The sequence below is a fragment of the Mesorhizobium sp. WSM4884 genome (assembly GCF_029625675.1).
Classification (GTDB): Bacteria; Pseudomonadota; Alphaproteobacteria; order Rhizobiales; family Rhizobiaceae; genus Mesorhizobium.
The window spans coordinates 1-13,025 of record NZ_JARTVO010000031.1; the positions used below are offsets into that span (position 1 = coordinate 1).

General features: G+C 64.4%; 11 protein-coding genes. 5 read left to right on the forward strand and 6 right to left on the reverse strand.

The annotated features are described in order from the left end of the window. The 3 genes from P9236_RS28905 to P9236_RS28915 form a co-directional block, all read left to right on the forward strand. A partial coding sequence (locus tag P9236_RS28905; RefSeq protein WP_278077980.1) for a dihydrolipoamide acetyltransferase family protein occupies window positions 1–1,114 on the forward strand: 1,114 nt, incomplete at its 5' end. Window positions 1,115–1,346: 232 nt separating this feature from the next. Beyond that, complete coding sequence (gene lpdA / locus P9236_RS28910) at window positions 1,347–2,744, forward strand: dihydrolipoyl dehydrogenase (RefSeq protein WP_278077981.1); 1,398 nt, start codon at window positions 1,347–1,349, stop codon at window positions 2,742–2,744. A gap of 28 nt (window positions 2,745–2,772) precedes the next feature. After that, complete coding sequence (locus P9236_RS28915; RefSeq protein WP_278077982.1) at window positions 2,773–3,648, forward strand: glycosyltransferase; 876 nt, start codon at window positions 2,773–2,775, stop codon at window positions 3,646–3,648. 182 nt (window positions 3,649–3,830) lie between these two features. Here the strand turns inward: P9236_RS28915 and P9236_RS28920 are convergent, their stop codons facing one another. Further along, the gene (locus P9236_RS28920) at window positions 3,831–4,940 is read right to left on the reverse strand and encodes a saccharopine dehydrogenase family protein (RefSeq protein ID WP_278077983.1); all 1,110 of its coding nucleotides are present in this window, start codon (window positions 4,938–4,940) and stop codon (window positions 3,831–3,833) included. A 115-nt stretch (window positions 4,941–5,055) separates the two neighbouring features. On the opposite strand from P9236_RS28920, the gene P9236_RS28925 reads away from it, so the two are divergent. Further along, window positions 5,056–5,484: an Lrp/AsnC family transcriptional regulator gene (locus P9236_RS28925; protein WP_278077984.1), complete on the forward strand. Its 429-nt coding sequence runs from the start codon at window positions 5,056–5,058 to the stop codon at window positions 5,482–5,484. A 225-nt stretch (window positions 5,485–5,709) separates the two neighbouring features. On the opposite strand, the gene P9236_RS28930 is transcribed toward P9236_RS28925, so the two are convergent. The 5 genes from P9236_RS28930 to P9236_RS28950 all read right to left on the reverse strand — a co-directional run bounded on the left by P9236_RS28930 (window position 5,710) and on the right by P9236_RS28950 (window position 12,051). Next, a complete protein-coding gene (locus tag P9236_RS28930) occupies window positions 5,710–7,737 on the reverse strand; it encodes an aldo/keto reductase (protein ID WP_278077985.1) in 2,028 nt (675 codons plus the stop codon). Window positions 7,738–7,793: 56 nt separating this feature from the next. Then, on the reverse strand, window positions 7,794–8,879 hold the full coding sequence (gene ugpC, locus P9236_RS28935) for a sn-glycerol-3-phosphate ABC transporter ATP-binding protein UgpC (RefSeq protein WP_278077986.1): 1,086 nt from the start codon (window positions 8,877–8,879) through the stop codon (window positions 7,794–7,796). Between the two features lie 12 nt (window positions 8,880–8,891). Continuing rightward, entirely contained in the window at window positions 8,892–9,728 is an 837-nt protein-coding gene (locus P9236_RS28940) for a carbohydrate ABC transporter permease (protein WP_278077987.1), read from the reverse strand. A gap of 13 nt (window positions 9,729–9,741) precedes the next feature. Next, window positions 9,742–10,602: a sugar ABC transporter permease gene (locus P9236_RS28945; protein ID WP_278077988.1), complete on the reverse strand. Its 861-nt coding sequence runs from the start codon at window positions 10,600–10,602 to the stop codon at window positions 9,742–9,744. A 180-nt stretch (window positions 10,603–10,782) separates the two neighbouring features. Then, a complete protein-coding gene (locus tag P9236_RS28950; protein ID WP_278077989.1) occupies window positions 10,783–12,051 on the reverse strand; it encodes an ABC transporter substrate-binding protein in 1,269 nt (422 codons plus the stop codon). 106 nt (window positions 12,052–12,157) lie between these two features. On the opposite strand from P9236_RS28950, the gene P9236_RS28955 reads away from it, so the two are divergent. Next, entirely contained in the window at window positions 12,158–13,024 is an 867-nt protein-coding gene (locus P9236_RS28955) for a helix-turn-helix domain-containing protein (protein ID WP_278077990.1), read from the forward strand. Window position 13,025 lies beyond the last annotated feature (1 nt).

Consider the following 13,025-nt stretch of genomic DNA (forward strand, 5'->3'; position numbering starts at 1 on the left):
TCCAGAGGTCTCTCAGAATCGATTTCCACATACCGCACAAGAGTCCTTTTCTACTCATGTGCGATTCCCCTGCCCACAAGGGGGAGGGGAACGCGCTATGGCCGCCAAAGCCAATGCCAAGCCAGCGCCGTCCTCATCCGCAAAGGCGTCGGTGCGGGAGCCGGCGCCGCAATCCCCCTCCCCCCTGTGGGGAGGGGTCAGGGGTGGGGGTTCTGCGGCGTTGACCGGTGCTCCACGGTCTGAAGGCGAAAAGCCGCTGGCTTCGCCCGCTGTCCGGCTGCGCGCCAAGGAAGCCGGCATCGATCTTCGCCAGGTTCCGGGCAGCGGCCCGGCCGGGCGCATCAGCCATGAGGATCTGGATGCCTTCCTGGCGCGCGGGCCGCAGCTTGCCCGCCCCACCGGGCTTGCCCCAAAGGACGGCGTCGAGGACATCAAGGTCATCGGCCTGCGGCGCAAGATCGCCGAGAAGATGGCGCTCGCCAAATCGCGCATCCCCCATATCACCTATGTCGAGGAGATCGACGTCACGGCGCTGGAGGAGCTGCGCGCCACGCTCAACAAGGAAAAGCGGACCGATCGCCCCAAGCTGACGCTGCTGCCCTTCCTGATGCGGGCAATGGTCAAGGCGATCGCCGACCAGCCGAACCTCAACGCCCTGTTCGACGACGAGGCTGGCATCATCCACCAGCATGAAGGCATCCATATCGGCATCGCCGCGCAGACGCCCACCGGGCTCGTCGTGCCGGTGGTCAAGCATGCCGAGGCGCGCGACCTGTGGGATTGCGCCGCAGAGGTGAACCGGCTGGCCGAGGCGGCCAAGTCCGGCACGGCGAGCCGCGACGAGCTGTCGGGCTCGACCATCACCATCACTTCGCTCGGCGCGATGGGCGGCGTGGCGACGACGCCAGTGATCAATTATCCGGAAGTGGCGATCGTCGGCGTCAACAAGATGATGGTGCGGCCGGTGTGGGACGGCACGCAGTTCATCCCGCGCAAGATGATGAACCTGTCGTCCAGCTTCGACCATCGCGTCATCGACGGCTGGGACGCCGCGGTGTTCGTGCAGCGCATCAAGGCGCTCATGGAGACGCCGGCGATGATCTTCGTGGATTGAGGGGGATGAGGTTGATCTCGAATGTTGCGGCACGGGGATGCAGGTTTCCCCTTCTCCCCTTGTGGGAGAAGGTGTCGCCGAAGGCGACGGATGAGGGGTGCTCCAGGGAACGCCAGCGTCTCACTCCGCTGAAGCACCGCTCATCCGTCTCGGCGCTGACGCGCCGATCCACCTTCCCCCACAAGGGGGGAAGGGAAGGCGCGCACCGGCCATCGCCGAGAGGACAGCCGTCATGAAAGAAATCTCCTGCAAGCTGCTCGTCATCGGCGCCGGCCCCGGCGGCTATGTCTGCGCCATCCGCGCCGGCCAGCTCGGCGTCGACACGGTCATCGTCGAGTTCGGCAAGCCGGGCGGCACCTGCCTCAATGTCGGCTGCATCCCGTCCAAGGCGCTCATCCATGCCGCGGAGGAGTTCGACAGGGTTGCGCATATGGCCGGCGGCAAGGATCCGCTCGGCATCAAAGTCGCCGCGCCGACGCTCGATCTGGCCACGACGATCACCTGGAAGGACGGTATCGTTAGCCGGCTGAACAGCGGCGTCGCCGGACTGTTGAAGAAGGCCAAGGTCAAGACCGTGCAAGGCTGGGCGACGTTCCGCGATGGCAAGACCGTCGAGGTCGAGACCGAGACCGGAACGCAGGTGATCCGCGCCGAGACGGTGGTGATCGCCACCGGTTCGGCGCCGGTCGAGCTGCCGTTCCTGCCTTTCGGCGGCCCGGTCATCTCATCGACCGAAGCGCTGGCGCTGAGCGAAGTGCCGAAGAAGCTCGCCGTCGTCGGCGGCGGTTATATCGGGCTCGAGCTCGGCATGGCCTTCGCCAAGATGGGCGCCAGGGTCACCGTGGTCGAAGCCCTGCCGCGCGTGCTCGCGCAGTACGATGCCGAGCTGACGAAGCCGGTGCTGAAGCGGCTCGGCGAGCTCGGCGTCGAGGTGATGAGCGGCGCCAAGGCCAAGGGACTGTCGACCAAGGGCGATGCGCTGCTGTTGGAAACCGCCGACGGCAAGAACGCCAAGATCGCGGCCGACAAGATCCTGGTGACGGTCGGGCGCAAGCCGCTGACCGAAGGTTGGGGGCTGGACCAGATCGACCTCGACAGGGCGGGAAGATTCATCCGCATCGACGACCAGTGCCGGACTTCGATGCGCGGCATCTACGCCATCGGCGACGTGACCGGCGAGCCGATGCTGGCGCATCGTGCCATGGCGCAGGGCGAGATGGTGGCCGAGATCGTCGCCGGCCACAAAAGGAGCTGGGACAAGCGCGCTATTGCCGCGATCTGCTTCACCGATCCGGAGCTGGTTACCGCCGGCCTGTCGCCGGAAGAGGCCAAGGCGTTCGCCGGCGAGATCAAGGTCGGACAGTTTCCCTTCGCCGCCAATGGCCGCGCCATGACCAGGCAAGGCGAGGACGGCTTCGTGCGGGTTGTTGCTCGCGCGGACAATCATCTGGTGCTGGGCATCCAGGCAGTCGGGCAGGGTGTTTCGGAACTGTCGACGGCCTTCGGCCTGGCGCTCGAAATGGGCGCCCGGCTGGAGGACATAGCCGGCACCATCCATGCCCATCCGACCCAAGGCGAAGGTTTTCAGGAAGCGGCGCTGAAGGCGCTCGGGCACGCTTTGCATATCTAGAAAATCCATTGCACCGCGGACCGGACTGGTGTCTTTCCGCAGTATGGATCTGAAGAAATATATTGCGATTCGCTACAATACCGCCGCCAGCTTCACGCCCAGTCAGTGGAGCGGCAAAGGACGGGTGAATCTCGACCCTGTCTGGCTGGTCGAACGGCTGGCGCTGTTTGACAATTACTGCGCTGCCTCGCTCGAAACACAGTCTCTGAAGGACTTTACGGTCCTCATCGCGCTGGATGCCGACACGCACGAAAATTATGTCCGGGCCGTCTGCAACTGCGTGGATGGTGTCGAGGTGAGGCCGATCCTGGTCGAGGCCGGTGAGGACCACGGCGCCCGGTTCAATGCTTTCGTCCAGGCAGACACCGATGCCCGGTTCGTGTCGCTCACGCGGCTCGACAGCGACGACGCGCTTGCGCCGAGCTTCATGGCACGGGTCGACCATCTGGCGCGAAGGGAGATCGAAAAGGGCACGGTGGACGAGCAACCTCTCTATATTGCCTTTCCGCACGGCCAGAATTTCGACACGGCAACCGGCCGCTACACCGACCATGAATACGCCATGTCGGCTTTCGGAACCTTGGTCGAGAAGAGATCGCCGGCGATGAATGGCGTCTACAGCGACCATCACCAGAAGATGGCAACCCGCTACAACACGATCATCGCGCCGTCGAAGGATGCCCAATGGTGTATCGTCGTCCATGACAACAACGTTGCCAACGTTCTCAGGGGCAAGCCGACCGAGACGCCTTCCTTCAGAGTGGGGCGGCCAGGCGCCAAGCCACGCGAGCTTGTCCGGCAGGAGAAGCCGCCGCAAGCCGCTCGGAGCACCGGAATCGCCTCGCGGACCACAGGCAATCTTGTTCGGTTTCTATCAGGGCGCCCCTTGAATTTGCGCAAATAGCGGACGCGCCGCAGGTCGGAGTTCTCCCTTCTCCCCTTGTGGGAGAAGGTGGATCGGCGCGAAGCGCCGAGACGGATGAGGGGTGCTCCAGCGGAGTGAGACGCTGGCATTCCCTGGAACACCCCTCATCCGGCCGCTTCGCGGCCACCTTCTCCCACAAGGGGAGAAGGAGAGGGCGTTGCTCAGCTCGCCAGCCGGCTCACCATCTCGTGCTGCGCGTAGGCGCGGCCGAAGCGGTTGGCCAGGAAAGCGTCGAGCGCGATGTCTTCCTGGCGGACAAATCCCTTTGCCGGCAGGGTGCCGTCGGCCAGCATGTCGAGCACTGCGCAGATGCCGGAGGCGGTGGTGATCTGGATGGCGCTGCGCACGACATTGCCGACGCGGTGCGAGTAGATCTTGTTGGCGTAGGTCTCCTGCAGCAGGCGACCGTTCCTGCGCCCCGAAACGGTGACGAAGACGATGACCACATCCTGCAGCGTGGCCGGCAGGGCGCTTTCGAAGATGTCCTTCAGCACGTCGCGGCGGTGGCGCAGCCCGAGGTCGTTGAGCAGCGCCTTCATGATCGCGGCGTGGCCGGGATAGCGGATGGTGCGGTAGTTCAGCGTGCGCACCTGGCCCTTCAGCGTCTCGGCCAAAGTGCCGAGCCCGCCCGAGGTGTTGAAGGCTTCGTAGGTGACGCCGTCGAGCGAGAACTCCTCGCGCTCCTCCAGCGGCGGCACCTCGATCAGCTCGCCTTCGACGATCGCCTCGCAGGGCTCGCAGTATTCGTTGATGACGCCGTCGGTGCTCCAGGTCAGGTTGTAGTTCAGCGCGTTCGACGGATATTGCGGTAGCGCGCCGACGCGCATGCGCAAGCTCTCCAGCGTGTCGAAGCGGCTGGCGAGATCGTTGGCGACGATCGAGATGAAGCCCGGCGCCAGGCCGCATTGCGGAATGAAGGCGCTCCTGGCGTCGCGCGCCAGCTCCTTCACGCGGCGGGTCGAGACGACGTCTTCGGTGAGGTCGAGATAATGCACGCCGGTGGCGGCAGCGGCCTCGGCGATGCGCGTGGTCAGGTGGAAAGGCGCGGCGCTCAGCACGGCGAACTTGCCGGCAAGCGCTGCTTCAAGCGCTCCGGGTGCGGCAATGTCCAGTTCCTTCGTCTCGACGCCGGCCGGCAGTTCGGCCGCGGCGAGCTGGGCGGCGGAGCGGTCGACGAGCGTGACGCGATAGTCACCCGTGGCGGCGAGCATCTCGGCGATGGTCGAGCCGATCTTGCCGGCGCCGACGACAACGATGTTCTTCATGGTCAATTCCCCAGCCAAATTCGAATTAGCTGAATCATTGCAGCTTACCTGTCGAAAGGAAGCGTGGAATCTGGCAGAGTGAAGCTCAACTTTAAGCGATTTGCCGAAAGGTTTCGTCGAAATGCTCACGGAAGCTGAACAGGTCCTGCTTTCCCTGCTGCGCGCCAACGCACGCGCCTCGACCGCGGAGCTCGCGCGTAAGCTCGGCGTGTCGCGCACCACGGTGCAGAGCCGGATCGAGCGGTTGGAACAGCGCGGCATCATTACCGGCTACGGCGTCAGACTGTCACCCGACTACGAACAAGGACTGGTCAAGGCCCACGTGCTGCTCACCGTAACGCCCAAGCTCGCCGACAAGGTGGTGCGCGCGTTGGAAGCGATGCCGCCGGTCAGGACGGTGCATTCGGTGAGCGGCAATTTCGACATGATCGTCATCGTCGACGCGCCGTCGATCAGGGATCTCGACGCCCTGCTCGACCGGATCGGCGCGATGGACGGGGTGGAGCGGACGTCGTCGTCGATCATCTTGTCGACGCGGGTGGATCGGTAGCGGGGCCATTTGGAGATGCTGGCGGGACAGCGCCCCCCTCTGTCCGGCCGGCCATCTCCCCCACTTGGGGGGAGATTGGCGGTTCCCGCGCCTCGCTATTTCTGCGGCGTTGGAGATTGGCGAAAGCCGGCGTGACATCTGATCTTCCCCCCAAGTGGGGGAGATGGCCGGCCGGCCAGAGGGGGGCGCGAAGGAATGAGACGTCTGTAACTTTCCGTCCTGCCCCTACGCCCTTCTCCGCTCCGGCCCTTCATCCAGCCACCCCAAATCGTCCGGCGAAAGCTCAATATCCAGCGCCTTGAGGCTGTCCTCCAGCTCGTCAAGCGTGCGCGGGCCGATCAGCGGCACCGACGGGAAGGGCTGTGCGAGCACATAAGCCAGCGCGACATGGATCGGGCTCTTGCCGAGTTTTCCGGCCAGTTCGATCGCGCGGTCGCGGCGGCCGAAATTCTTCTCCGAATACCAGACCCGCACCAGCTCCTCATTGTCGGTCCGGTCGCGGCCGGCGCGGTCGGTGAAGAAGCCGCGGCCCTGGCTCGACCAGGCGAAGTTCGGCATCTGGCGTGCCGTCAGCCAGGCCTTCCAGGCATCGGTCGAGGAGGTGATGCAGCCCGCCCAGATCGGTTCCAGCATCTCGGCCAGCGAGAAATTGTTGGAGAGCGCGCCGGGCTTCTGCTTTCCGTTCTTTTCGGCATAGCGAATAGCCTCGTCCATGCGCTCCATCGTCCAGTTGGAGCCGCCGAACAGGCCGCGAATGCGGCCGGCCTTCGCCTCCCGGTCCATGGCGTCGACGAATTCGCCGACCGGCACGTCCGGATTGTCGCGGTGCATGAAATAGATGTCGACATGGTCGGTCTGCAGCCGGTCGAGCGACTGGGCGAGCTGCTTGCCGATCACGTCGGGATAGCAGAGCGGCGAATGCGCGCCCTTGGCGATGATGACCGATTGCTCGCGCACGCCGCGATTCTTCAGCCATTGCCCGAGCAGCGCTTCGGTGTAGCCGGCGCCGTAGATAAAGCCGGTGTCGAACAGATTGCCGCCGGCCTCGAAGAAAGCATCGAGCAGGATCGCACCGGAAGAGAAGGTGCGAAAATCCTCGAAGCCGAGCGCAAGCCGCGACGCTGCGCGCGGCAGGCCCGGGATGGCGCGCTTGCCGATGGCGGTGCCGCCGGTGCGGAGCGGCCGGCCGGAGATGGTGTTGACGCGCTTAGCCGGCTTTTCGATCTCGTATTCGAGTCCGACGGCCGCTCGCCATTTGTCGAGCACACGCAGCGTGCCGAGGCTGTCGGCCCAGGCCATGCCCGGCCAGGCGAACTCCCGGCGGCCGGCCCGGATCGCCTCGCCGGCGGCATCGACCTCGAAGGAATAGAGGTGGCGGGTCTCGTTGACGCTGAGCGTTTCACGCGTGCCGCCGGACCGGATCACGTCTATCCGGCCCGGTCCGACATCGCGGTTGCCACCGGCGAACCAGAAGTCGGGCACCTCGATCTGGCCCTTGGTGCCGAAAATGCGCAGCACATTGTCCTGGTTGAGCGAGATGCTGCAGGAAACCTCGGCGACGATGCCGCCAGGGAAATGGAGGAGCGCAGAGGCCCATTCGTCGACGCCGGACTGGCCGAGATGGGCCGCGCCCACCACCTTGTCCGGCTCGAGGAAGGGCTGTCCCGCTGCGGCGCCGGCTATCAGCCGCGCCATCGACACCGGATAGCCGCCGACATCGAGGATGCCGCCGCCGGCAAGCTCATTGGCGTAAAGCCGATGCTCGGGCATGAAGCCCGGCATGGCGAAGCCGAAGCTCGACTTGATCATGCGCACCTCGCCGATGACGCCCGATTTGATCAGCTCGACGAGCTGCAGCGTCTGTGGGTGCAGCCGGTACATGAAGGCTTCGCCGAGAAAGGTGCCGGCCTTGCGCGCCGCATGCATCATGGCGTCGGCCTCGAAGGCGGTCAGCGCCAGCGGCTTCTCGCACAGCACATGCTTGCCGGCTTCGGCTGCCTTGATCGCCCATTCGGCATGACCGGGATGCGGTGTCGAGATGTAGACGGCGTCTACACCATCGTCGGCCAGCAGCGCGTCATAGCCGTCGAGGATGCGGGCGCCCGGAAAGGCTTGCGCCAGTCCTGGCTTGCCGGGGTTGCGGGCGCCGAGCGCAACCAATTCGCCGGTGCGTGACTGCGCCACGCCGCCGGCAAAGGATTTCGCGATGCTGCCGGGCCCGAGGATGCCCCAGCGAATTTTTTGAGATGTCATGTCGAATTCTCCATGGGTCGCCGCCACGCCTGGCATGCCGGCAAGAAAAATAGGGTTCAGCGAATCCTCGCGCCTGTCTTGTCGAAGAGCAGCGCGCGCTCTGCCTTGATCGAGACGGTGAAATGGTCGCCGCTGGCGCGCTGGCGCGCCGCCTCGCGCTCGACGATCAGCTCCTCGGGCCCGGCATCGGCATAGACATAGCTCACCGAGCCGAGATGCTCGGCGACGTCGGCCTTGACCGGGATGTCGCAGTCGCCCTCGCCGGCCTCGAAGAAATGCTCGGGCCTGACCCCGAGCACGACCTCGGCGCCGACGGCCGGCAAAGTCTCGCAGAGCGGTTTGCGGAGCTTGGCGCCGCCGTGATTGACGAGCTCGACGATCGCCGCGCTGTTGGAGGTCTCGACCACTTTCGCGGCAATGAAATTCATCTTCGGCGAGCCGATGAAGCCGGCGACGAAACGGTTGGCCGGGTCGTCGTAAAGGTCGAGCGGTGCGCCGATCTGCTCGACATTGCCGGCCTTGAGCACGACGATGCGGTCGGCCAGCGTCATCGCTTCGGTCTGATCGTGCGTCACATAGATCATGGTGACGCCGAGCTCCTTATGCAGGCGCGAGATCTCGACCCGCATCTGCACCCTCAGCTCAGCGTCGAGATTCGACAGCGGCTCATCGAAGAGAAAGACCTGCGGCTCGCGCACGATGGCGCGGCCGATGGCGACGCGCTGGCGCTGACCGCCAGACAGTTGCTTCGGCCGGCGCTGCATCAGTTCGTCGATGCAGAGAATCTCGGCGGCGCGCTTCACCCGCCGCTCGGTGTCGGCCTTGGGGTTGCCGCTCATTCGCAGCCCGAAGCTCAGGTTCTGCTCCACCGTCATGTGCGGATAGAGGGCGTAGGACTGGAACACCATGGCGATGCCGCGGTCGGCCGGCTCGACATCGTTCATCACCTTGCCGCCGATGGCGATCCTGCCGCCGCTGATGTCCTCCAGCCCGGCGATCATGCGCAAAAGCGTGGACTTGCCGCAGCCGGACGGGCCGACGAAGACGACGAACTCGCCGTCGGCGATATCGATGTTGGCACCATGGACGACCTCGAAGGTGCCGAAGCGCTTGACGACATTGGTAAGGGTGACCGCGGCCATCTCGCTCCTAACCTATTTGACCGCGCCGGCGGCGATGCCGGCGATGAAATGACGCTGCAAAAGCACGAAGACGACGAGCATCGGCACCGTCAGCATCACGGCGCCGGCCATGATGCCGCCCCAGGAGACCTTGGTGAGGCCGATCAGCGTGCCGAGCGCCACCGGCGCCGTCATCGCGCCGGGCTGGCTGTTGATCAGCAGCGGCCAGAGATAATTGTTCCACGAGGCGAGGAAGAGAATGATGGCCAAGGCCGCCAGCATCGGCCGCGCCAAGGGCAGCGCGACAAAGAGGAAGATGCGCCATTCCTTCACGCCCTCGACCCGCGCGGCGTCGAACAGCTCGGCCGGCATCATCGAAAAGGCCTGGCGCATGAAGAGCACGCCCAGCGAATTGAACAGCGGCGGCACGATCAGCGCGATCCAGGTGTTGGCCAAAGCGAAGTCGCGCGCCACCATGATGAATTGCGGGATGAGCACGACCGCATAGGGCAGCGTGATGGTGCCGAGGATGATCGCCACCACCAGCCGCTTGCCAAGGAACTCGTAGCGCGCCAGCGCCCAGCCGGCCATCGAGGTGAGCAGCACCGACAGGAAGGTGTAGGTCACCGCCACCGAGACGGAGATGCCGATGGCGCCGACGAAATTGGTGTCGCGCTGCAGATTGTTGAAATTGTCGAGGAAGCCGTCATGCGGCAGAAGCTCGATGCCGGGGCTGAAGATGCCGTTGTCGGGCATGGTGGAGAACACCACCATCATCCACAGCGGGAACAGCCAGACGAGCGCCAGCGGCGTCAGGAACAGATGCAGCGCGATCGTGCGGCCGAGCCGTCTTTGAGAGCGCGAGGTCATTTCGGTTCCCCCGTCATTTTGGTTCTCTCGTCAGCCAGAGCTGCACCAACGTGATGGCGATGGCGAGCGCCGCCATGGTGTAGGCGATGGCCGAGGCGTAGCCGAAATTGAGTGACAGGAAGCCCTGGCGGTAGAGCAGGAGGCCAAGCGTCTCGGTGCCGCCGCCCGGCCCGCCGCGCACGGTGATCAGGAACGGCTCGGTGAAGAGCTGCATGGTGCCGATGATCGACAGCACGGCGCAGAAGACGATGACCGGCTTCAAGAGCGGCAGGGTGATGTGGAAGAATTGTCTCACCTTGCTGACGCGGTCGAGCGTCGCCGCCTCGTAGACGTCCTCCGGAATCGACTGCAGGCCGGCGAGGATGATGATGGCGTTGTAGCCCGCCCAGCGCCATGTCACCGCGATCATGATCAGCGCCATGGCCGGCGTGACGTTGGAGAACCAGTCGATCTTGGGCAGGCCGACGCTGTTGAGCAGCTTGTTCACGATGCCGAAATCGAGGCTGAACATCAGCCGGAACACCGCCGAATAGGCTACCTCGCCGACCACGACCGGGGCGAAGAAGGCGAAGCGGTAGAGGCCGCGAGCCTTGAGAAGCGGCGAATTCAGAAGCACCGCCATCACGATCGCCAGCGAGATCATCACCGGCACCTGGATGACCAGGATCAAGAGCGTGTTCTTCAGCGCATTGAAGAAGGCGGGGTCGCCGATAAGGCGGCCCCAGTTGAAGCTCGGCGCGAAGCGCCATGGCACGGTGCGGGTCGCCTGGAAGGAGATCATGAACGAACTGATGATCGGCCAGATCCAGAAGATGGCGAAGATCAGCAGATAGGGCGTGAGGAAGCGATACGCGGTGGCGTTGCGGTAGCGCATCGTGTTCCTCCTTTCTCTGTCTTTTCCTTCTCCCCTTGTGGGAGAAGGTGGCCGCGAAGCGGCCGGATGAGGGGTGCTCCAGGGAGCGCCAACGTCTCACTCCGCTGGAACACCCTCATCCGTCTTGGCGCTGCGCGCCAATCCACCTTCTCCCACAAGGGGAGAAGGGGAGGCCGCGCTCTACTTCACCGGCAGGCCGGTCGCCGAGGCGATCTGCTTTGCGGCGTCGTCGAGCGCGGCCTTGGCGTCCGGATAGCCGCCGGCCAGGTATTTGGTCTGCACGGCGCGGACGATGATCTCGGCGTCGCTCTGGAACTGGGTGCCGCGGCTCGGAACAACCTTCGGCAAAGTGGCGAGGATGTCCTTCCACACCGCCTGGTCGCCCCAGTAGGGCTGGCCCTGCGCGACGTAGGGATCGTCGAGCGCCGAGATCAGCGAGGGCACCAGGCCGAAATCCTTCAGCATCGTGATCTGGCCCTCATTCGTCTCCAGCGTGTATTTCAGGTAGGCGTAGGCCGCTTCCTTGTTCTTGCTGGCCGAGGTGATGGCCAGCGAGGAGCCGCCGAGATTGGCGGCGCGCGGGCCGTCGGCGGTCAGGCTCGGCATCAGATAGACGCCCCATTTGCCGCTTTCCTTCGGCGATTCGGTGCGGATCGTGCCCTCATACCAGCCGCCATAGACCTGCGTGGCGACGGTGCCGGCCGTGTTGTTGGTGATCTTGGTCGACCAGTCTGCCGAGGAGACGATGCCGGCGTCCTTCATCTCCTTGACCTTGGTCATGGCGTCGACGCATTTCGGCTGGCTGACCGTGATCGACTGGCCGTCCTCGGCGAAATAGGCGCAGCCCTGCTCGTTGGAGATCATGCGGAAGAATTCGGTGTCGCCGTTGAAGTCGGCATTGGTCATCGAGACGCCGGGGTTGGCGGCCTGGATCTTCTTGCCGGCGGCGATGAAATCGTCCCAGGTCTTGATCGAGGCCGGGTCGACGCCGGCCTTCTCGTAGAAGTCGCGGCGGTAGAAGACGGCGACCGGGCCGGAATCCCAGGGCATCGCGTAGGCCTTGTCGCCGACTTCCAGCTCGGTGCGCTTGAAGTCGGGGAATTTCTTCTGATCCTCGGCGGTATAGCCCAGCGTGTGCAGGTCGACGAAGCAGTCGGGGAACTGGCTCCAGTAGTTCTCGGCCTCGCCGTTCTCGATCGAGACGATGTCGGGCAGGCCGACGCCGCCGGCGGCGCAGCCGGCGATCGACTTGTCATAGGTCGGCTGGTTGCCGAGGTCCTGAACGGTGACCTTGATGTCGGGGTATTTCTTGTTGAAGCCCTCGACGGTCGACTTCAGCGACGAAGCGGCGATGTTCCAGCTCCAGATCGTGAGTTCGCCGGATTGTGCGAGGGCCGGGCCGGAGCCCAGGGCAAGCAAAAGCGTGGCGCAGGTCAGTGTGGTGCGCATTGAAATCCTCCCATTTCGTTTGCTCTCTCACCGTGAGCATGGGTAGATTATGCGGCGCGGAAGGCTTGTCCCCGACAAAGGGAATAAGAAGTTGGCGGAAAGTAAGATGCCCGGGCGTCCGTTCTACCAGCCAGGCGCGAGCAGCGTCGAAGGGCTGCCGCTGGCTTTGCAGATGTTCCACAACCATCCGTTGGTGATGCTGAAGCCGCACTGGCACGCCCAGGTCGAGGTGAATTTCATCGTGCGCGGCAGCGTGCATTACCGCATGGCCGAGCATGAAATTTCGCTTTCGGCCGGCGAGATGTGCCTGTTCTGGGGCGGGCTGCCGCACCAGATGGACGATCTGACCGACGATGCGACCTATGCCGGCGCGCATCTGCCCTTGGTGCACTTCTTCCGGCTGCATCTGCCGGCCGATGTCCGGCACCGGCTGATGACCGGAGCGACACTGGTGACGAATGCGACGGACCAATCCGACAACGACAATTTCAAGCGCTGGAACGAATATGCGCGCTCTGGCGATGCGGCGAAGGCCGAGCATGCCGTCAACGAGCTGCTGCTTCGGCTCGAGCGGGTGCGCTTCGAGCCCTACCGGCTGGTGCCGGGAACGACATCCGGGCAAGGCGCGGGCAGTCCGTTCGACCAGCAGTCCTCGCGCAATGTCGGGCGTATGTGCGACTTCATCGCCGAGAATTTCCTCTACGACATCGACTGCGTGAACATCGCTTCCGCTGCCGACATCCATCCCAAATACGCCATGAGCCTGTTCAAGAAATCGACCGGCATGACGCTCAACGAGTATGTAAACCTTTTGCGGCTGAGCTATGCGCAGGCGCTTTTGATGCATGAGGGAGCCAATGTGCTGAAGGTCGCAATGGACTCGGGCTTCGGCTCGCTCAGCGCCTTTAACAAGTCGTTCCGCAAGCTTGCCGGCATGTCGCCCTCCGACTTCCGCCGGGCGGGCGGGCGCTGAC